The following is a 20,158-nucleotide window of genomic DNA, read 5'->3' as shown; positions in this document are numbered from 1 at the left end:
CTATTCCGGTTGGGCCCAACGGCGGTCGTCGCGATCGAGCAGTACGAAGGAATCGGTCGGCCCCCAGCTGCCGGCCATGTATTCGTGGGTGCGCACACCGCGCGTATGCCAGCTGTCGATAATGCGATCGATCCAGCGCCAGGCGGTTTCGATTTCGTCGCGACGCATGAACAGCGCCGGGTTGCCGCGCAGCACTTCCATCAACAATCGCTCGTAGGCGTCCGGATAAGTGACGGAAAACGCATCGGGGAAATTCAGGTTCAGCGGCAACGAGCGCATACGAAAACCGCCCGGACCCGGCTCCTTGGTCATCAGCGTGAGCTGTACGCCCTCTTCCGGCTGCAGGCTGAGTACGAGCCGATTGGGCGTAAGCGGCTGCTCGCCGAAAATGGAATGCGGCACCGGCTTGAATTGGAACACGATCTCGGAAAGCTTGCGGGCCATGCGCTTGCCGGTACGCAGATAGAACGGGGTGCCGTTCCAGCGCCAGTTATCGATTTCGGCCTTGATGGCAACAAACGTTTCCGTGTCCTGCTCGGCGGTGTTGTTGTCGGGGTTTTCGCCCTCTTCGCGGTAGCCCGGCACCGGCTCGCCGCCAACGATGCCGGCGGTATAGCGCCCGCGTACGGTCACACGATTGACCACCTCGCGGGTGATGGGCTTGAGTGCCCGCAGCACCTTGATCTTTTCGTTGCGGATATCGTCGTGGTGCATGCTCGCCGGCGGCTCCATGGCCACCATGCACAACAGCTGCAGCATATGGTTCTGCACCATGTCGCGCAGCGCGCCGGTGCGGTTGTAGAAGTCGAAGCGCTGGCCCACGCCCAGATTTTCGGCCACCGTGATCTGCACATGATCGACCGCGCCGCGTGCCCAGAGCGGCTCGAACAGGGAATTGCCGAAGCGCAGCGCAAGCACGTTCTGGACGGTTTCCTTGCCCAGATAATGGTCGATACGATAGATCTGGGATTCCGCGAATACCGTACCCACGGCATCGTTGATGTCGCGGGCCGAGTCGAAATCGTGGCCCACCGGTTTTTCCAGCACGATACGCGAGCGGGCGTCGGTCAGACCGGCATGCTGGAGCTGTTGGGCGACGGTGCCGAACAGCGCGGGTGCCGTGGCCAGATAGAACACGCGGCTGCGTTTGTTGTCGGCATCGAGTGCCGCACCCAGGTCGTCCCAGCCGGTATCGGCCTGCATATCCAGACCGACATGATGCAGACGGGCCGAAAAGCGCTGCCAGACCTCGTCCTTGAGTTCCTTGGCGGACAGCTGTGATTCCAGCGTTTCGCGCACCCAGTTCCGATAGGCGTCGCTATCGATATCACCGCGCGATACGGCAACGATCCGGCTGTCGTCGCTGAACTGACCGTCGCCGTCGCGATGAAACAGCGCGGGCAAGAGTTTGCGCTGCGCCAGATCGCCGGTGCCGCCAAAGATTACGAGGTCGAAGGGATCGACCGGGACGAATTCAGCCATCGAAGCACACCGCCTGCCATGAGCACTGGGTCATCATGGCATTTAACGTATGCAACGATTGATCCAATCGTTGAGCTATCGTTGTTTGCGCCCGGCGAGTGGGCGCGCGAGTGAGTGGCGGCAACGCATCGAGCGCGCGCCGAGCAGCCGCGCCGGTGGTCGGCGGCGAGGCCGAACAGCCCCGCCGCTCGCAGTGACGTGCCTAGCTGCGCACGAGCACCAGCTTGCCGGCGTGCTCGCCGGATTCCATCAGCCGATGTGCTTCCACCGCTTCTTCGAAGGCAAAGGCGCGATCGACGATCGGCTTGAGCTTGCCCGCTTCGAACAGCGGCAGCAGGCGGTCGTCGAACATCTGCGCGAGCATGATCTTGCGCTCCAGCGGCAGGCTACGCATGGTCATGGCCACGAGACTCAGGCGACGCATGAGCAGCTTGCCCATATCGATATCGCTCTTGCGCCCGCCGATCAGGCCAATCTGAACCTGACGACCTTCCGGGCGCAACGCATCGAGGTTATCGGCCAGGGCCGGGCCACCCACGAAATCCAGCACCACGTGGGCGCCGCCGGTCTGTTCCTGTACGGCCTTGGCCACACCGTCGCTGCCGTCTTCCAGGCCGAGGTCGTAGGCCCTGTCAAAGCCGAGCGACTTGAAGCGCTGCTCCATTTCATCGAGGCGCGCCTGCTTGCGGCTGGTGGCGATGCTGCGCGCGCCCATGGCCTGAATGAGCTGCAGGCCGGCCTGGCCCACGCCCGAGGTTGCGCCGCGTACCAGCGCCCACTGGCCCGGGGCCAGTTCGCCCACCAGGAACAGGCCGCGATAGGCGGTGAGAAAGGCCTCCGGCATGGCCGCGGCCTGCTCGAAATCGTAGTGCGGCGGAATGGTGAGCGCTTCGCGTTCGTGCACCACCAGCTGTTCGGCATAGGAGCCGCCGCCGATCAAACCCATCACCCGTTCGCCGACCTTGCGCGCGGTCACGCGATCGCCGACGGCAATGACCTCGCCGGCATATTCCAGGCCGGGACGACGTACGTCGAAACCGTTCGGCGGCGGGTAGCCGCCCTTGCGCTGGAGTACGTCGGCCTGATTGATGCCGACCGCGCGCACGTCGACCAGAATCTCGTCCGGCCCCGGCTCGGGGGCGTCTATCGTCTTGAGTTCGAGCGCTTCCGGGGCGCCCGGTTCTTGTACCAACCATGCCCGCATGGGGATCTCCTGAAATCGAGTTTTATTTACCGGCCACAGGATATAGATAATTCCGCGCGTTGATGAACCCGACGCGTCTACCCCGACGCCGGGGCGGCCATCCCGTATCGCTTAGCCGTGCGACAGGTTCAAGCCAATCACGCCGACAAGCACCAGCGCGATGCAGCCCGCGCGCCATGCGCTCATCGGCTCGTGGAACAACATCACGCCGATGAGCGTGATCAGCACCGTGCCCAGCCCGGCCCATATCGCATAGGCGACGCTGACCTGCAGATGGCGCAGCGCCAGCGTCAGACAAGTGAAGGAAGCGACATAAAACACCACGATGCCAAGCGACGGCCACAGCCGCGTAAACCCTTCGGATAGCTTCATGCAGGTGGTGCCGATCACCTCGAACAGAATGGCGAATGCCAGCAGCAGCGCGCCTTGGCTCATATCGGATTGTCCTTGACCGAAATAACGAGGGCGCCGGCGACGATACGCGCGTGGCTTAAAGACACGCCGCGCCGCGCATTGCCGCGTGGTGGTGAACATCGAAAACCCGGCACGGATTCAGCCGCGATTCGTAAACGCTGCGTCAGAGTACCGGGGCCATGAGGCTGTCGCCAACGTCGATCGCGCTGCGCCGACGACCGTCGTCGCCTGTTTTGGTTACACTGAATATCGAGATTTTCGGATAGACCGGCTCGTACAGCGCGGGCCCCCTCGGGAGAGAAAGCATGACCAAGACCTTGAGTTTTATCAGTGCCCTGGCGCTTACCGTGGCCATGAGCGGCTGTGCCAATTGGAGCTCCGGCGATACCGGCACCGTGCTCGGCGGCATTGCCGGCGGCGCAGCCGGTTCGCAGATCGGCAGCGGCCGTGGCACCACCATTGCCACCGTCGTGGGCACCCTCGCGGGCGCAGCACTTGGCCGTCGCATTGGCGACAACTTCGGCCAGCGCGACCGTCAGCAGTTCGGCAGCGCCCTGGAAACCAACCAGACCGGCAACACGTCGAGCTGGAACAACCCGGATACCAACTCCAACTATTCGGTGACCCCGACCCGCACCTACAACAGCGGCAACCAGCCCTGTCGCGAGTTCACCATGAACGCCAACGTCGACGGCCAGCCGGAAAAGGTTAACGGTACCGCCTGCCGTCAGGCCGACGGCACCTGGAAAGTGCAGTCGTAAACCACGGCCGCAGCGGATCGAAGCCGGGCACTGCCCGGCTTCTTTTTTGTAAGCTGGCGTTTTTGAGCCAAGAGCCCGATACCCATGCCGCAAGATCGCCCCACTCGACAGGACTATCCCTGGTTCTGCGACATGCCCACCCGCTGGATGGATAACGACGTGTATGGCCACGTCAACAACGTGACTTATTACTCCTACTTCGACACCGCAGCCAACCGCTACCTGATCGAAGTCGGCGGTCTGGACATACACAACGCCCCGGTGGTGGGTTTCGTGGTCGAATCGCGCTGCCAGTACCACGCCCCGGTCGCCTTCCCCGAAAAGCTCGAGGCCGGGCTGGTGGTCAAGCATCTGGGGAGCCGATCCACGACCTACGGCATCGGCATTTTTCAGGCCGGTGCCGATACCGCGAGCGCGCACGGCGATTTCGTGCATGTGTTCGTCAATCGCGAAACCAATCGTGCCGAGGCCATTCCGTCGGCCCTGCGCGACGCGCTGGCGGCTATCCATTTGCCCGGCGACACGGCCGGATAAACGCCATGAGCTCGGCGACACTCGAAGCCCGCGACTACAGCGCGATCGTCACGAATCCCGATGACGGCGTGGAAATCGCGATCACGGTGATGCAGCCGGCGCTGGCCGCCGGCGCAACCGCGCCGCTGATCCTGCACGGCCACGGTTTTGGCGGCGCACGACTGACCAATCGCCACGAGCGCTCGGTCTATGAAGTGCTCTCCGGCGGCATCCTGCCCTCGACCGAGGCCGCACGGCGCGCCGCGAACGACGGCTATTTCGTGATCAGTTTCGACCAGCGCGGCTTCGGCGATTCCGGCGGCTGCGTGGAAATCATGAACCCCGAGGTCGAGGGCGTGGATATCAGCGCCATTCTCGACTGGGCCGAAAACGACATGCCCGAGCGCGAGCGCCTGGCCTATCGCAACGGCGCTCCGATCATCGGTGGCCTGGGCCTGTCCTATGGCGGCGGTTTCCAGCTCATCGGCGCCTGTATCGATGACCGCTTCGACGCGCTCGTACCCACCGCGACCTGGTACGACCTGAGCTACAGCCTGGCACCGGATAACGTGGTCAAGACCGCCTGGGGCGCGGCCCTGGTGGCCCTGGGCATACCCACCTCAGGCGTACGCCTGGATCCGCTGCTCTATCGGGCGCTGGCCGAGGGTCTGGCCTCGACGCTGACCGGCCGTGGCCTGTCCCAGACCGTGATCGACCGGCTCTACAACAGCAGCCCGGCCTCGTTCTATGACGGGCATATCGCCCGCGACGGCCAACGCGAACCCTGCCAAACCCGCCGCACGCCGAACGTCGACGTGCTGCTGGTCCAGGGCGTGGGCGACACCCTGTTCAACCTCAACGAAGCCGCAGCCAATACCGCTGCCCTGCGCGCGGCCGGCAACGACGTGCATCTGATCGCCATGCAGTACGGCCATAGCCTGCCGTTTCTGCAGGATATCGATCGTATCGCCTACCAGACCGATGCCAGCCTGCGTATCGACGACGACTATATCGACACCAGCGAACTCGAACTGGCCTATCTGGACTGGAAGCTCAAAGGCAAGACGCCGGCCCGCGACGTGCCCCGCAACATGATCGTGCTCGACGACGAAACGAGCCTGTTCTTCGATACGCTGCCCGTGGGCACCGGTGAAGCCGGCCCCACGGTGGAATTCGCCGGTCAGGCCACGACCGGCGGGCTCGACCTGCTGCTGGGCATCGTGCGCCGCCAGAGCGTATCGCGGCTGTGGTCGCTCACCACGGGCACGGCCGGCAACGCCTGGACGGCCATCAAGCGCGTGTTCGACCGCGACAAGCCTGCAAGCGGCGACGAAACCGCGCTGGTCGCACGGCTCGTCAACGCGCTGCCCTCCGATCATCTCGACGAACTGGCCAGCGGCGGCAGCTTCATCGAGCTGATGACCGTCGATGCCGAAAATCAGGCGATCGCCGGGATCCCGCAGATCGATATCGATATCAGCGGCAGCGACCGCAATCCGATCGCATTCGTCGGACTCGGAGTGAAGCGGGCCGGCCATGCCACCACGGTGCTGCTCAATAAGCAGGTGCGTCCGATCCGCGGCGGCGGCCGGCGCGAACTCGATCTCAACGGCGTAAGCCATCGCCTGCATGCCGGGGATAGACTGGGTCTGCTGGTGTACGGCTATCATCCCCAGTATCTGGCAAGTTTTTCTGCGATTCCGGGCCGAATTGACGTTAAAGGACGCATCGCACTGCCGATCGTCGACGTAGTTTGACCCGCCCGCCCCACGATCGCGCAAGGAATCGTTCATGCGTTTAACCATCGAAAAGGAGTCCGCATGAGTGCGCTTGCGGCGTTTGGCATAGGGCTGGCAACGGCCGCGATACTGCTAACCCTGGTATGGATCATCCAGCTGTTCACCCGCAATGCAGGGCTGGTGGATGTCGTATGGTCGGCGGCGGTCGGCCTGATCGCTGCCGAATATGCCCTGCTCGGCGATGCGCCGGCATCCGCACGCATTCTGCTGGCCGCGCTGGCACTGACCTGGGCGCTGCGCCTGGCCGGCTATCTGGCCAAACGCATGCGCGGTGCCCCCGAGGATTCGCGCTATGCCGCGGCCCGTGAGGCCTGGGGCAAGAAAGCCGACCTCTACATGCTCGGCTTCTTTCTGTTTCAGGCGGTGGCAGCCTCGATTCTTTCGATACCGTTTCTGGTCGTGGCCTATATGCCCGAGGCGCCGTCGCTTACGGTAGCGCTGGCCGCCGTCGCGGTATGGTTCGTTTCCGTGGTGGGGGAAGGCACGGCAGATGCCCAGCTGCACCGCTTCAAGCAAAAGCCGGAAAACCGCGGCAAGGTGTGCGCCGAGGGGCTTTGGCGCTATTCTCGACACCCAAACTATTTTTTCGAATCGCTGCACTGGGTGACCTACGTGGTGCTTGCCATCGGCGCGCCATACTGGTGGGCGACACTGGCCAGCCCGGTGATCATGGCCTGGCTTTTGCTGCGGGTCTCGGGGATTCCCACAATCGAAAACAAGCAGGCGTCGGAAAAACGCGAAGGCCATGACGAATACGTTCGTCGTACAAGTGCGTTCATTCCCTGGCCACCAAAAAAATAATCGCACGATCAAGGAGAACGTTGTTGAGTAGTCTGGCGATAGATTGGTGTGAACGTGGCCTCGTGCCGGACCCGATTGCCCGCGTCGGCATGCGTCGGCTCATCGGCAGCCGGCTGACCAGCCGTGAGGCGCGCGATCCGGAATGGCGCAGCAATCATATGCGCCGTTTTCTCGAGCGCGCCTCGACCGGGCCCATCGCCCAGCACACCGAGGACGCTAACGCCCAGCACTACGAGCTGCCGCCCGCCTTCTTCGAATACGTTCTCGGTGCGCATCGCAAATACAGCGGCTGCCTGTTCGAGCCCGGCATCAAGACGCTCGATCAGGCCGAGCACGCCATGCTCGCGCTCTATGCCGAGCGCGCGCGGCTGCACGATGGCCAGCGTATTCTCGATTTGGGCTGCGGCTGGGGTTCGTTTGCGCTATGGGCGGCCAAGCGCTTCCCCAGCGCCGATATCGTCGCCGTGTCCAATTCCAATGCCCAGCGCGAGGCGATCGAGGCAAACGCGAGCCGGCTCGGGCTGCATAACCTGCAGGTTCAAACCTGCGACATCAACGAGTTCGACCCGGGCGAGCGATGCTTTGACCGCATCGTTTCGGTCGAGATGTTCGAACACATGCGCAACTACCGCGAATTGTTCGCGCGCATCAGCCGCTGGCTGGTCGACGACGGCCGTCTGTTCGTACACGTCTTCGCCCATAAGCTGCTCGCCTACACGTTCGAAAACGACGGCGACTACGACTGGATGGCGCGTTATTTCTTTACCGGCGGCATCATGCCCAGCGAGCATCTGTTCGCACACTTTCAGGAAGACATGCGCCTGCGCAAGCACTGGTGGCTGTCCGGCACTCACTATCGCGATACCGCCAACAGCTGGCTCGAGCGCATGGATGCCGCCGAGAAACCGATCATGGCGATATTTCGCGAAACCTACGGCGACGCTGAAGCCGAACGCTGGTTTCAACGCTGGCGGATGTTCTTCATGGCCGTTGCCGAATTGTTCGGCTACAACGCCGGCAACGAGTGGGGTATTGCCCACTACCTGTTCGTACCGCAACGCCAACGCTCCAGCTGAGGAAAACCATGCATACACAGCATCTGATGCGCTCCACCGCGGTGGTACTGGCCGGCACCGGCATCGCCCTCGGCGCGACCGCGGGCATGGCCCAGCAAAGCACGAGCGACGGCGACATGCGCTGTTTCAACGGCTACGGCTATACCCTCGAGGGCGGCGACTATCGTTACACCGAGCACCACGAACAACGCTTTGTCGACGGCAAGATCAACCATTGGGATGTGACCTACGTCGGCCGTAACGGCCAGACGATCGCCACCAAACAACTCGAGTTTGCCGACAGCGATACGGTGCCCACCTATACCCTCGAGATTCCCGCCAGCGGCTATCAGGAAGGCATTCGCCACGCCAATGGCCAGTGGACCATGTTCCGACGCGAGTCGAGCGATGCGCAGGAACAGACCAAGACCTTCACGATCGAGCCGCCGATGGCGGCCGACTCCGGCTTCGACCCGCTGGTGCGCGAGCGCTTCGACGCGCTGACGGCTGGCAAGACCATCGCGTTCAACTTCGCGGCCGCGGGCCGGCAGGCCGTGGTCAAACTACGCGCCAAACAGACCGGCACCACGACGTTCGAGGGCAGCGAGGCGGTCGTTTTCGACGCCGAGCTGGATATGTTCCTCGTGAATTTCTTCGTGGATTCGCTCAAGCTCACCTACGACCCCGAAAGTAAGCGGCTGCTCGAATACCGGGGCATCGGCAACATGCACAACGACGCTGGCGAGGTATACCCCGTACGCGTGACCTATGCCAGCGAGATGCCGTCCGAGGCCCGTTACGCGGGTGCGCCTTCGGCACAGTGCGGCGCCCTGGACGGCTGACGCCCACAAAAAAGCCCGGGGTTGGAACAACAACCCCGGGCTTTTCGTGCGAGCCGATACGGTGCCGTCAGCTATAGCCGCGCAGCTCCGGCTGACGCGCCATCCAGGGCTGTAGCCGCTCGAAGGCCTCCTCGATCTTTTCCATCGAGGTCGAGTAGCTGATGCGCATCAGGCTGTTCGAATCCTCACCGAAGGCATCGCCCGGAATCACGCACACACCCGTTTCCTCGAGCATGCGCATGCACAGGTTGCCGCCGTCCACGCCGTGCGGCAGCGAGGGTGCGATATAGAACGCGCCCTGCGGCCAGTAGCCGGTCAGCCCCGGCGTATCGGCCACCAGATCCACCACCCGGTCACGCCGGCGCGAATATTCGCGCACCATCTCATCCACGCAGCTCTGATCGCCGAGCAGCGCGGCCACCCCCGCCCACTGGGCGGGCGTACTCGCGACCGTGGTCGTGAACATGTGGTAACGACGCAGGGTGCGGATGGTGTTCTGATCGGCCACGATCCAGCCCACGCGCAGCCCCGGCATGGCATAGGTCTTGGAAAAACTCGACACCACGGCCACGCCGTCCAGGTCGGTGGCACAGGAGAGCACGCTCGGATAGTCGATATCGTCGAGAATGAGGTTGTCGTAAACCTCGTCGGAGACGATCTCGACGCCGCGGTAGGCGGCTTCCTGGCAAAGCCATTCCACGGTTTCGCGCGGATAGACGGTCCCGGTGGGGTTGCTTGGCGAGTTCAGAATGATCGCGTGCGTATTGGGCCCGATCATGTTGATGATGCGCTCGGGGTCGATCTGATGGCCTTCGCTGGCCTTGGTCGGCACGGTGCGCACCTGGCCCCCGTTCATGCGAATCAACGGCGCATACAGCAGGAAGGTCGGGTCGGCGATGATGAACTCGCGCCCCGGCGCGGCCATGGCCGTAATCAGCAGATAGATGCCTTCCGTGGCCCCGGTGGTGACCAGGAAGTTGTCTTCGGTGAGCGTGCTGCGATAGCGCGCGTTGTAGTATTCCTTGAGCGCGGTCAGAAGCTCCGGCAACCCCGCATCCATGGTGTAACCGGTCTGGCCGGCTTCCAGCGCATGGATATGCGCATCGATGATATGGCGCGGCGTGGCGAAGTCGGGCTGGCCGATCGACAGATGAACGACGTCGTCGAGCTCGGCGGCCCGATTGACCATGCGGCGAATGCCCGAAATCGGGATCGCGTGCATGGCCGGATTCCACACCAGCCGGTCGCGCACGTAACGCTCATCCGGATCGGCGGACAGGATCTCTTTGCTCTTTTTCAGGTTCGCGACCATGGGTGCCTCGTGACGCAGGATGGCAATGGCCGGACAGGGCCATCAGCGCGAGCGTAGGCAGGTCTTGCAAGTCCGGTCAAGACAAGTCGCCACGGGGATTCGAAGCAGCTATTGACGCTCGGCTCGGCCTCTGGGTACCGTGCTGCATGATCCATGGAATCCCGCGCTTCATGAACCCGCAGGCGCGCACTCCTGCATGAGCCACGACAACGCCGTCAAAATGTCAGCCGAGCACGCCGTCGACCCCGACGAGCCGCGACCTCGGATTACCGTTCTGACCGATACGCCCGACGGCCCGCCATCGGTCGGCCGGCTGCACGAGCATGGCGATATTCGTATCGCCCACGACGAAGCCAGCCTGCGCGATGCCCTGCCCGGCAGCGAGATCCTGCTGGTCACCGATTTTCGCACCGAGGCCCTGGAGGCCGCTTGGCCCGCGGCCGACAGCCTGCGCTGGGTGCATGCGGCAAGCGCCGGCGTCGATCAGCTCATGTTCGACGCCCTGGTCGATTCCGATATTCCGGTCACCAACGCGCAGGGCATATTCGATCGCAATATCGCCGAATACGTGCTCGGTGCGATTCTCATGTTCGCCAAGGACACCCGCGCCAACATTGCCTATCAGCAGCAGCGCCGCTGGGTGCATCGCGATACCGAGAGCATTCACGGCAAACGTGTGCTCGTGGCCGGCGCCGGCTCCATCGGCCGCGAAATCGGGCGTCTGTGCAAGGCCGTAGGCATGGACGTCACCGGCATCGCCCGGCGTGCCCGCGAGGCCGACGAGGTATTTTCGGCCGTGCATGCGGCCGACGATATCGATAGGCACCTGCCGCATGCCGACTACGTGGTGGTGGCCGCGCCGCTCACCGAGGCCACGGAACACTGGTTCGACGCCCGCCGTTTCGCGGCGATGGCCGCGCATGCGCGCTTCATCAACATCGGCCGCGGGCCGATCGTGGTCACCGACGACCTGGTGGATGCCCTGGTCAACCGACAGATCGCCGGCGCCGCACTCGACGTATTCGAACAGGAGCCACTGCCGGCCGACCACCCGCTCTGGGGGTTGGACAATGTGCTCATGTCCGCCCATATGGCCGGCGATTTCGTGGGCTGGCGCGATGCGCTTGTCGACCAGTTCCTGGACAATCTCGCCCGCTGGCAGCGCGGCGATGCGCTTTTCAACCAGGTCAGCAAGCATCACGGCTATGCGCCAGGCGCCGCGTGAATAAAGGACCCGTGGCACAGGCTTTAAAAGCGGCACCGACGCCCCGATCACTGATAGCGCGTCGAAACAGACATTCCCATCGAACCGCAGCGCCGGTTCGTGACCCGATTCATAGCTTCAAGTCGTCAAGACAGGACCGAGGACACCCATGATCGAATCGTATCTGCTGAAACATATTTCCGGTTATATCGACGGCCAGTGGGTCGAGGCCGACTCCGGCGAAAGCGTCGAAGTCCTCAATCCTGCCAACGGCAAGGTATTGGCCGAGATGCCCAAGATGGGCCAGGCCGAAACCCGGCGCGCCATCGAAGCCGCCAAGAGCGCCTTGAAGCCCAACGATCTGGAAACCCGCCGCGAATGGCTCGAAGACATCCGCGATGCCCTGCTCGACGAAAAGGAAGAGATCGGGCGCATCCTGTGTCTGGAACACGGCAAGCCGTGGAAGGAAGCCCAGGGTGAAGTCGAATACGCCGCCGGCTTTTTCGACTACTGCGCCAAGAACATCGATATCCTCAAGCCCGACCAGCTCAAGGAAAAGGCCAAGGACTGCACCTGGACGGTCCACCACCGCCCGGTCGGCGTGGTCGGCCTGATCACGCCCTGGAACTTCCCGATCGGCATGATCGCCAAGAAGATCGCCCCGGCGATCGCGGCCGACTGCCCGAGCGTGATCAAGCCCGCCAGCGAAACGCCGCTGACCATGATCGCCATGTTCCAGCTCTTCCACGAACGCCTGGACCTGCCCAAGGGCTTCGTGAACCTGGTGATGGGTTCGTCCAGCCAGATCGGCGGCGAGCTGATGTCCTCGCCCGACGTGACCATGATCTCGTTCACCGGCTCCACGGAAGTCGGTAAGCTGCTCATCGAGCAGAGCAAGGATCACGTCAAGAAACTGGGCTTGGAGCTGGGCGGCAATGCGCCGTTCATCGTCTTTGACGATGCCGATATCGAGCATGCCACCACCCAGCTGGTAGGCAACAAGTTCCGCGGCGGCGGCCAGACCTGCGTATGCGCCAACCGCATCTACGTGCAGTCCGGCGTGTACAAGGAATTCACCGACAAGCTGGTCGAGAAGGTCAAGGCGCTCAAGGTCGGCGACGGCATGGATGAAGATATCGACGTCGGCCCGTTGATCAACAAGGCCGGCTTCGAGAAGGTCCAGAATCACGTGGCCGATGCGCTGTCGAAAGGCGCCAAGCTGGTCGCCGGCAAGCACCCGGACGAACTCGACGCCGACAAGAACCTGTTCTATACGCCGACCGTGGTCACCGGCGTGACCCACGACATGGCCTGCTGCAAGGAAGAAACCTTCGGCCCGCTGGTGCCGATGATCGAGTTCGACGACGAAGACGAAGTGATCGAACTGGGCAACACCACCGAATTCGGCCTGGCGTCCTATGTGTTCACCTCGGACGAAAAGCGTGCCGAAAAAACCATTCGCGGCCTGCACTTCGGCCACTGCGGCTGGAACACCGGCACCGGTCCGGCCCCGCATGCGCCGTTCGGCGGCATGAAGCAGTCGGGCATCGGCCGTGAAGGCGGCGACGAAGGCATCATGGAATTCGTCGAAGTCCAGACCGTGCCGCGCGGCAAGTAGTCAAACGCCTGATCGCTTGCAAGCCGGCGGGCCGACCCGCCGGCTTTTTTGTGCGCGCCGCTCGTCTTATGCATTGCAGGCGAAGGCTCGCCCGGCGTATGTTGCAAGCCGAAGTCATGCGACGAACATCGTCGCGCGTTCATTTTTCGACCCAACGGAAGGCAGTGCCGTGAAAGCCTATTTCGACCCGACCCAGAACGAGCATGTACCCAAGAGCTATCTGACCCGCGGGCAGATGCGCGAACCGCAGGAAGTCCCCGCGCGCACGCCACCGCTGGTCGCCGCTCTCGAAGGCCTGGATATCGCGGTCGACAAGCCTGTCGACCACGGCATGAAAGTGATCTCGCAGGTGCACGACCTGGGCTATCTGCGCTTTCTCGAATCCGCGCACCGGCGCTGGATGGAGATCCCCGACGATTGGGGCAACGAGGTGATGTCGAACATCTTCGTGCGCTCGCCCAATCCGCTCAAGGGCATTCTTGCCGAGTCAGCGCGCTACCAGGCCGACGGCAGCTGCCCGATCGGCGAAGGCACCTGGAAAGCCGCCTATGCCTCGGCCCAGACCGCACTGACCGCCGCCGACGACATCCTCGCCGGCGAGCGCTTTGCCTACGGCCTGTGCCGGCCGCCGGGTCATCACGCGCGCCGTGACGGCGCCGGCGGCTTTTGCTATCTCAACAACGCCGCCATCGCCGCCGAGGCCCTGCGCGACAAATTCGATCGCGTGGCCGTTCTCGACCCGGACATGCACCACGGCCAGGGCATACAGGAGATTTTCTGGGAGCGCGACGACGTGCTTTATATCTCCATCCACGGCGACCCGACCAACTTCTATCCGGTGGTCACCGGCCATGCCGACGAGCGCGGCGCGGGCGCGGGCTACGGCTACAACATCAACCTGCCGATGCCGCACGGCTCGCCGGAAGAAACCTTCTTCGAAAAGCTCGATGAAGCCGTGGCCGCCATCAAACTCTTCGGCGCCGACGTGCTGGTGCTGCCGCTGGGCTTCGATATCTACGAAAACGACCCGCAGGCCAAGGTCGCCGTCACCAGCGAGGGTTTCGCCCGTATCGGTCGTGCCATGGCCGAACTGGATATGCCCGTGTGTGTCATCCAGGAAGGCGGCTACGACGTCGACCATCTGCAGGAAAACGCGCATCAGTTCTTTTCCGGGTTGCTCGGCCGATAAAGACGGCGAAGGCGCCGGCGGTTCATGCCGGCGCCACCCCGCCGGGCCGCGTTTTGTACAACGCCCACGGCTAAGACAGGATTCAGGCCATGACGATGCTTCTGACCGGCGGCGCCGGCTATATCGGCTCCCATACCGCACTCGTGCTGCTGCAGGCCGGCTATGACGTCGTCGTCTACGACAATCTCTCCAACGCCTCGCGCGAGTCGTTACGGCGCGTGGAACGACTCAGCGGGCGTTCCCTGACGTTCATCGAAGCCGATATTCGCGATACCGCGCGTCTGCAACAGGCCTTGACCGAGCATGGGGTCGATGCGGTGATTCATTTCGCCGGCCTCAAGGCCGTGGGCGAAAGCACGCAGAAGCCGCTGGCCTATTACGAAAACAACGTGGGCGGCACGCTTTCGCTGTGCGAAGCCATGCGCGGCGCCGACGTGCGCACGCTCGTGTTCAGCTCCTCGGCGACGGTCTATGCCGAATCCGACGTCATGCCCCTAACCGAGGCCGCGCCCACCGGGCGACCGACCAACCCCTACGGCAGTTCCAAGCTGATGATCGAATGGATCCTGCAGGATCTGCATGCCGCGAATCCGGACTGGTCGATCGCCATTCTGCGCTATTTCAACCCGGCGGGCGCGCATGAAAGCGGCGAGATTGGCGAGGACCCGAACGGCATCCCCAACAACCTGCTGCCCTTCGTTTCCCAGGTGGCGATCGGGCGCCTGCCCGAGCTGTCGATCTATGGCGACGACTACCCCACCCCGGACGGCACCGGCGTACGAGACTATATTCATGTCATGGATCTGGCCGAGGGCCATCTCAAGGCCGCCCGCGCTATCGCCAACGGGCCCGGCCTGCATACCTGGAACCTGGGTGCCGGCAAGGGCCACTCGGTGCTCGAAGCCGTACGGGCCTTCGAACGCGTGAGCGGGCGCGAGGTGCCCTATCGCATCGTGGCCCGCCGCCCGGGCGATATCGCCCAGTGCTGGGCCAACCCGCACAAGGCCGAAACCGAGCTGGACTGGCACTGCCGGCGCAGCATCGACGACATCATGGCCGATGCCTGGCGCTGGCAGTCGAACAATCCGCAGGGTTACGGCAAGGGCTCGAACTGAACCTGCCGCCTTGCTTGGCCGGCGTGGGGGGCCGCGCCAGCCCTACCGCGCCTGGCCGTACCGTATGTCCGTGAGCGCCTGCGTGCTGTTCACGGCACGGCACCATCGCGCCTGCGTTGCATCGGATTCGCGCCGTTTTTGGTACAAAGGAGTACCCGCCCTATCTGAAGACGTTTCATGTCACAGCGCACCGATGCCCTAGTTGAGGATACCGAACTCCAACCGCTGCTCCCGGTGATTTATATCGCCTGGTCGGACGGTACGCTAGCGCAGGAAGAAGCTGCGCATATCGAATCAATGGCCGGCCAACTGCCGGACTTCGATGCCCAGGCGCGCGAAACGCTCGACGCGTGGCTCGACGCGGATAACCCGCCCAAAGCGACCGAGCTATCGCGCCTGCGCAGGCGCATTCGTGAACAGGTCGGCCGTCGCCAGCCCTCTCTCACCGCGATGAGCGATGCGATGGGCGGCAGCGCCAACGGTGAGTTCAACGAAGCCGTGGCCGACTATGCGCGCGAATACGGCGTGAGCGGCATGGGCGTATCCGCCGAGATCTTTCAGGACAGCGGCGAACCGGTCGACCAGAGCCGCAACGAGCCGGAGCCGAGCTTCGACGCGGACAAGCTGCGCGGCATTCTGGAAGGCGACTACGCGACGAAATGGCAGGAGGTGCGCGACGCCCTGGCCGACGACATCTTCACTTACAGCACCGGTGAGTCCGAAGAAAGCCAGCGCGCGACGGTATTGCGCTGGCTGAAGTATCTGGCCACCGAAAAACAGGACATCGCCATCGGCGCCATGCCCGAAAGCGTGGGCGGCCAAGGCGATATGGCCGGCTTCATTCACGTATTCCAGGCCCTGGCCATGTTCGACCTGAGCCTGGTGGTGAAATTCGGCGTGCAGTTCGGGCTGTTCGGCGGCAGCATCATCTTTCTGGGCAACGACGAGCACCATAAGAAGTACTTGCCGGATATCGCCTCCGGCAAACTGCTTGGCGGCTTTGCCATGACCGAATCCGGCCATGGTTCGAACGTACAGGAAGTCGAGACCACCGCGACCTTTGACCCCGACACCGACGAGTTCGTCATCAATACGCCGACCATGTCGGCCCGCAAGGAATGGATCGGCAACGCCGCCCGCGACGGCCATGCGGTGACGCTGTTCGCCCAGCTGGCCACCGGCGGCGAGAACTACGGCGTGCACGCCTTCATCGTGCCCATTCGCACTGATGACGGCGAGCCCGCACCGGGCGTGCGTATCGAGGACTGTGGCTCCAAGATGGGCCTGGACGGCGTCGACAACGGCCGGCTGTACTTCGACAATGTGCGCATCCCGCGCGAGAACCTGCTCGATCGCTATGCCAGCGTGGCCGAGAACGGCGACTACGACAGCCCGATCTCCGGCAGCAACAAACGCTTTTTCACCATGCTCGGCACGCTGGTGGGCGGGCGTATCAGCGTGGGCGCGGCCTCGGTCACGGCCGCCAAGAAGTCCCTTGCGATCGCGACCCGCTATGCCACGGTGCGACGCCAGTTCGGCGGCGACGATGGCAGTGAGCTGCGCATCATCGACTACAAGGCGCACCAGATGCGCCTGTTCCCGGCGATCGCCCATACCTATGCCATGCATTTCGCCGCCTTCGACCTGATCGAGCGTTTTCGCGATCGCACCGAAAAGACCGCACGCGAGGTGGAAACCCTGGCCGCCGGCATCAAGTCGATGGCCTCCTGGCATGCCATCGATGCCACCCAGACCGCACGCGAATGCTGTGGCGGGCTGGGCTTTCTGGCCGAAAACCAGATCGCGACCATTCGCCGCGATATCGACGTATTCGCAACGTTCGAAGGCGACAACACGGTACTGCTCAACCTGGTATCGAAGAACCGCCTGGCCAGCTTCGCCAAGGGCTTCGAACAGAATCTGGCGCTAACCCTGGTACGCGAGCTCACCAGCATGGCCCGGACCGAGCTGATCGATATCAACCCGTTGACGGCCCGCAAGACCGACGAAGATCACCTGCGCAGCGCCGATTTCCATCTTGAACTGCTCAAACTGCGCAAGCACAACCTGCTGGTCGCCGCTTCGCGCCGGCTGTTCAAGCGCATCAAGCAGGACGACATGGAGCCGTTCATGGCGTTCAGCGATATCCAGGACCACATGATGGCCTTCGCCCATGCCGATATGCATCACCATATCGCCCAGGTGTTCGCCGACGCGGTCGAACCGCTCGCCGACGGCCCCGAGAAAGACGCCCTGGAGCGCATGCGCCAGCTTTCGGCCATCGACACGCTCTTGCAGCACGCCGAGTGGTATCTGACCTACGGCTATATCTCCTCGGGCAAGTACAAGGCGCTGCGTAACCTGCGCGGGGCCATGCTCGGTGAGATCCGCCCAGATGCGTTGGCGTACATTGAAGCCTTCGGCATTCCCGACGAACTGCTCTCGGCGCCGATCGCCTTTGCCGACTATGTCGGCCGCGAGCCGCTCAAGCAGGCGCCCCGCGCGTAGCGACAAGGCGCCTCGGCAGCCGGCGTACGGTTACAGAACGACCGTGCGCCGGCCGCTGACGAGCACGCGATCTTCCAGGTGATAGCGCAGCCCGCGGGCGAGCACGGCCTTTTCGATGTCCTTGCCGTAGCGCACCAGGTCGCGAACCGTATCGCCGTGGTCCACGCGGGTGACGTCCTGATCGATGATCGGCCCCTGATCGAGTTCCGGGGTGACGTAATGACAGGTGGCCCCGACCTGCTTCACGCCGCGCTGATAGGCCTGCAGATAAGGCTGTGCGCCCACGAAGCTGGGCAGAAAGCTGTGGTGGATATTGAGGATGCGCCCCGGAAAGCGATCGCACAGATCGGCCGGCAGAATCTGCATGAAGCGGGCGAGTACCATGGTTTCGCCGCCGGCTTCGACGAACAGCCGCTCGATTTCGGCCCAGGCCTCGGGCTTGTTGTTCTTGTCGATCGGCACGTGGTGATAGCGCAGGCCGTGCCACTCCACCAGCCCGCGGGCGTCGTCGTGGTTTGAAATCACGCAGGGAATCTCGATATCCAGCTCACGCGACTGCCAGCGTTCGAGCAGGTCATAAAGACAGTGCATTTGTTTGGACACCAGGATCACGACCCGTTTTTTTACCGCGCTGTCGCTGATCTGCCAGTCCATGTCGAATTCGCGCCCGATCGCGTCGAACGCATCGCACAGTGCCGCCTCGTCGAGGTCGAGCGAGTCGGCGCGCACTTCCACGCGCATGAAAAAGCGCTGGCTGTCTTCATCCGAATGCTGGCTCGACCGCAGAATCCAGCCGCCGTGATCGGCAAAGAAACTCGCGACACGGGCGACGATGCCGACCCGATCCGGGCAGGAGAAACGCAGGGTAAAATGGCGGGGACGATCCATGATTGATGCCGTTCAGATGAGCGAACAGGCCGACGTACGGCCGGCGATAAAGCCCGTTATGGTAGCGCGCCATGCGCTACTTGGCCGCCCCCAATGAGCGCGCAGCGCGACAACGTCGCGCAGGCGCCGCTGCGCAAGATCGTGCATGTGGACATGGACGCCTTCTATGCGTCGGTCGAACAGCACGACGACCCCAGCCTCAGGGGCAAGCCGGTGGTGGTGGCCAAGCGCGGGCTGCGCTCGGTGGTGACCGCGGCCAGCTACGAAGCGCGCGTGTTCGGCGTGCGTTCGGCCATGCCGGCGGTGCGGGCCGAACGGCTGTGCCCGCAGGCGATCTTCGTGGACCCGCATTTCGATCGCTACCGGGCCATCTCGCGCCAGATCCGCGAAATATTCCTGCGTCATACCGACCTCGTGGAACCCCTGTCGCTGGACGAGGCCTATCTCGACGTCACCGTCACCCATACGAACATGCCCTCGGCCACCGAAGCCGCACGGGTGATTCGTGCCGAGATACTCGAAGCCACCGGGCTGACCGCCTCGGCCGGCATCGCCCCCAACAAATTCCTGGCCAAGATCGCCTCGGACTGGCGCAAGCCAAACGGCCAGTTCGTGGTCACGCCGCGACGCGTCGACGCGTTTCTGCTGCCGCTGGCGATCGGCAAGGTGCCCGGTGTCGGCCCCAAGATGAAGGAAAAGCTCGCCGCGCTGAACGTGCATACGGTCGGCGACCTGCGCGCCTTCGAACAGGCCGAACTGGTCGAGCGCTACGGCCGGTGGGGACGACGACTGTACGAGCTGGCCCGCGGCATCGACGACCGCCCGGTGCAGCCCAGACGCGATGCCTCACAGGTGTCCAGCGAAGACACCTTGCGCCAGGATCTGCGCCTGGACGAACTGGCCGAACATATTCATCGCCTGGCCGAAAAGACCTGGTCCAATCACCAGCGCAAGTTGCCACGCGTAGCCCGTACCGTGGTTCTCAAGCTCAAGACCACCGATTTTCAGATTCTCACCCGTAGCTTCACCCCGCCCAGCCGGCCGACCTCGGCGGCGGAAGTGGCCGAAATCGCCTGTGCGCTACGCGATCGGGTCGAGGCCGATCCAGGCACGCGTTATCGCCTGGTCGGCGTTGGCCTGTCCGGTTTCGTAGACGGCAGCGAAGAGGCCGTGCAGCCGAGCCTGCTTTAGCGCGTCGGCACGCAGAGCGACCCCCTCCTGGCTGCGACTCGGTTTATCCGCAAATACGCCGATTGCGTTGGTACGTTGATTCGGCCGCGGTGGGCGATCGATCGCAAAGGCGCGCTGGCTTGGTTTGCACTAGCAGCAAGAAACGGCCCGCAGATCACGCAGATCGAAAACAGGTGAACCGCGTCGTTCGCTGTCGCCTGGCGCGCGCGCCGCGCTTTTTCATCTGTGTAATCTGCGGTTTGTCTTGAAGAACGAAGCCATC

Annotated in this window: 17 protein-coding genes; 12 read left to right on the top strand and 5 right to left on the bottom strand. The window is 63.4% G+C overall.

The features are described 5' to 3' along the window. The 3 genes from zwf to C84B14_RS00550 form a co-directional block, all read right to left on the bottom strand. The gene (zwf, locus tag C84B14_RS00560; RefSeq protein WP_353221416.1) at positions 1-1,482 is read right to left on the bottom strand and encodes a glucose-6-phosphate dehydrogenase; all 1,482 of its coding nucleotides are present in this window, start codon (positions 1,480-1,482) and stop codon (positions 1-3) included. A gap of 202 nt (positions 1,483-1,684) precedes the next feature. Further along, on the bottom strand, positions 1,685-2,686 hold the full coding sequence (locus C84B14_RS00555) for an NAD(P)H-quinone oxidoreductase (protein WP_353221415.1): 1,002 nt from the start codon (positions 2,684-2,686) through the stop codon (positions 1,685-1,687). A 111-nt stretch (positions 2,687-2,797) separates the two neighbouring features. Next, positions 2,798-3,220, bottom strand: a complete 423-nt coding sequence (locus tag C84B14_RS00550; RefSeq protein ID WP_353221414.1) for a DMT family transporter — start codon at positions 3,218-3,220, stop codon at positions 2,798-2,800. A gap of 185 nt (positions 3,221-3,405) precedes the next feature. Between C84B14_RS00550 and C84B14_RS00545 the strand changes: the two genes are divergently transcribed. The 6 genes from C84B14_RS00545 (at position 3,406) to C84B14_RS00520 (ending at position 8,871) form a co-directional block, all read left to right on the top strand. After that, complete coding sequence (locus C84B14_RS00545) at positions 3,406-3,861, top strand: RT0821/Lpp0805 family surface protein (protein WP_348765717.1); 456 nt, start codon at positions 3,406-3,408, stop codon at positions 3,859-3,861. 84 nt (positions 3,862-3,945) lie between these two features. Beyond that, positions 3,946-4,395, top strand: a complete 450-nt coding sequence (locus C84B14_RS00540; RefSeq protein WP_353221413.1) for an acyl-CoA thioesterase — start codon at positions 3,946-3,948, stop codon at positions 4,393-4,395. Positions 4,396-4,400: 5 nt separating this feature from the next. Next, a complete protein-coding gene (locus tag C84B14_RS00535) occupies positions 4,401-6,131 on the top strand; it encodes a CocE/NonD family hydrolase (protein ID WP_353221412.1) in 1,731 nt (576 codons plus the stop codon). Between the two features lie 63 nt (positions 6,132-6,194). Then, positions 6,195-6,974 carry a DUF1295 domain-containing protein gene (locus tag C84B14_RS00530; RefSeq protein ID WP_353221411.1) on the top strand — a complete coding sequence of 260 codons (780 nt, stop codon included), beginning with the start codon at positions 6,195-6,197 and terminating at the stop codon, positions 6,972-6,974. A 23-nt stretch (positions 6,975-6,997) separates the two neighbouring features. Continuing rightward, on the top strand, positions 6,998-8,050 hold the full coding sequence (locus C84B14_RS00525; protein WP_353221410.1) for an SAM-dependent methyltransferase: 1,053 nt from the start codon (positions 6,998-7,000) through the stop codon (positions 8,048-8,050). 8 nt (positions 8,051-8,058) lie between these two features. Next, the gene (locus C84B14_RS00520; protein WP_353221409.1) at positions 8,059-8,871 is read left to right on the top strand and encodes a hypothetical protein; all 813 of its coding nucleotides are present in this window, start codon (positions 8,059-8,061) and stop codon (positions 8,869-8,871) included. A 67-nt stretch (positions 8,872-8,938) separates the two neighbouring features. Here the strand turns inward: C84B14_RS00520 and C84B14_RS00515 are convergent, their stop codons facing one another. Beyond that, complete coding sequence (locus C84B14_RS00515) at positions 8,939-10,183, bottom strand: pyridoxal phosphate-dependent aminotransferase (protein WP_353221408.1); 1,245 nt, start codon at positions 10,181-10,183, stop codon at positions 8,939-8,941. 196 nt (positions 10,184-10,379) lie between these two features. Here C84B14_RS00515 and C84B14_RS00510 point away from each other — a divergent pair, with 196 nt between their 5' ends. From C84B14_RS00510 to C84B14_RS00490, 5 genes are all read left to right on the top strand, one after another. Then, complete coding sequence (locus tag C84B14_RS00510) at positions 10,380-11,408, top strand: D-2-hydroxyacid dehydrogenase (RefSeq protein WP_353221407.1); 1,029 nt, start codon at positions 10,380-10,382, stop codon at positions 11,406-11,408. 148 nt (positions 11,409-11,556) lie between these two features. Further along, the gene (locus tag C84B14_RS00505) at positions 11,557-13,005 is read left to right on the top strand and encodes an NAD-dependent succinate-semialdehyde dehydrogenase (RefSeq protein WP_353221406.1); all 1,449 of its coding nucleotides are present in this window, start codon (positions 11,557-11,559) and stop codon (positions 13,003-13,005) included. A 169-nt stretch (positions 13,006-13,174) separates the two neighbouring features. Beyond that, positions 13,175-14,194: a histone deacetylase family protein gene (locus C84B14_RS00500; RefSeq protein WP_348767632.1), complete on the top strand. Its 1,020-nt coding sequence runs from the start codon at positions 13,175-13,177 to the stop codon at positions 14,192-14,194. Between the two features lie 89 nt (positions 14,195-14,283). Further along, on the top strand, positions 14,284-15,309 hold the full coding sequence (galE, locus tag C84B14_RS00495) for a UDP-glucose 4-epimerase GalE (protein WP_353221405.1): 1,026 nt from the start codon (positions 14,284-14,286) through the stop codon (positions 15,307-15,309). 177 nt (positions 15,310-15,486) lie between these two features. After that, complete coding sequence (locus C84B14_RS00490; RefSeq protein ID WP_353221404.1) at positions 15,487-17,817, top strand: acyl-CoA dehydrogenase family protein; 2,331 nt, start codon at positions 15,487-15,489, stop codon at positions 17,815-17,817. A gap of 30 nt (positions 17,818-17,847) precedes the next feature. On the opposite strand, the gene purU is transcribed toward C84B14_RS00490, so the two are convergent. Next, a complete protein-coding gene (gene purU, locus C84B14_RS00485) occupies positions 17,848-18,705 on the bottom strand; it encodes a formyltetrahydrofolate deformylase (RefSeq protein WP_353221403.1) in 858 nt (285 codons plus the stop codon). A 129-nt stretch (positions 18,706-18,834) separates the two neighbouring features. On the opposite strand from purU, the gene dinB reads away from it, so the two are divergent. Further along, on the top strand, positions 18,835-19,896 hold the full coding sequence (gene dinB / locus C84B14_RS00480) for a DNA polymerase IV (protein WP_353221548.1): 1,062 nt from the start codon (positions 18,835-18,837) through the stop codon (positions 19,894-19,896). Positions 19,897-20,158 lie beyond the last annotated feature (262 nt).

It is taken from the genome of Salinisphaera sp. C84B14 (genome assembly GCF_040361435.1).
Classification (GTDB): domain Bacteria; phylum Pseudomonadota; class Gammaproteobacteria; order Nevskiales; family Salinisphaeraceae; genus Salinisphaera.
The sequence above is the reverse complement of the archived record's forward strand: the minus strand, read 5'-3'. Positions and strand labels throughout refer to the sequence as shown.

Excerpts from the sequence above, each read along its gene's own strand:
- C84B14_RS00535 (WP_353221412.1), top strand. The coding sequence starts at position 4,401 with ATGAGCTCGGCGACACTCGAAGCCCGCGACTACAGCGCGATCGTCACG.
- C84B14_RS00550 (WP_353221414.1), bottom strand. The coding sequence starts at position 3,220 with ATGTTCACCACCACGCGGCAATGCGCGGCGCGGCGTGTCTTTAAGCCA.
- C84B14_RS00555 (WP_353221415.1), bottom strand. The coding sequence starts at position 2,686 with ATGCGGGCATGGTTGGTACAAGAACCGGGCGCCCCGGAAGCGCTCGAA.
- C84B14_RS00515 (WP_353221408.1), bottom strand. The coding sequence starts at position 10,183 with ATGGTCGCGAACCTGAAAAAGAGCAAAGAGATCCTGTCCGCCGATCCG.
- C84B14_RS00520 (WP_353221409.1), top strand. The coding sequence starts at position 8,059 with ATGCATACACAGCATCTGATGCGCTCCACCGCGGTGGTACTGGCCGGC.
- C84B14_RS00490 (WP_353221404.1), top strand. The coding sequence starts at position 15,487 with ATGTCACAGCGCACCGATGCCCTAGTTGAGGATACCGAACTCCAACCG.
- C84B14_RS00530 (WP_353221411.1), top strand. The coding sequence starts at position 6,195 with ATGAGTGCGCTTGCGGCGTTTGGCATAGGGCTGGCAACGGCCGCGATA.
- C84B14_RS00545 (WP_348765717.1), top strand. The coding sequence starts at position 3,406 with ATGACCAAGACCTTGAGTTTTATCAGTGCCCTGGCGCTTACCGTGGCC.
- galE (WP_353221405.1), top strand. The coding sequence starts at position 14,284 with ATGACGATGCTTCTGACCGGCGGCGCCGGCTATATCGGCTCCCATACC.
- C84B14_RS00505 (WP_353221406.1), top strand. The coding sequence starts at position 11,557 with ATGATCGAATCGTATCTGCTGAAACATATTTCCGGTTATATCGACGGC.
- zwf (WP_353221416.1), bottom strand. The coding sequence starts at position 1,482 with ATGGCTGAATTCGTCCCGGTCGATCCCTTCGACCTCGTAATCTTTGGC.
- C84B14_RS00540 (WP_353221413.1), top strand. The coding sequence starts at position 3,946 with ATGCCGCAAGATCGCCCCACTCGACAGGACTATCCCTGGTTCTGCGAC.
- purU (WP_353221403.1), bottom strand. The coding sequence starts at position 18,705 with ATGGATCGTCCCCGCCATTTTACCCTGCGTTTCTCCTGCCCGGATCGG.
- C84B14_RS00510 (WP_353221407.1), top strand. The coding sequence starts at position 10,380 with ATGAGCCACGACAACGCCGTCAAAATGTCAGCCGAGCACGCCGTCGAC.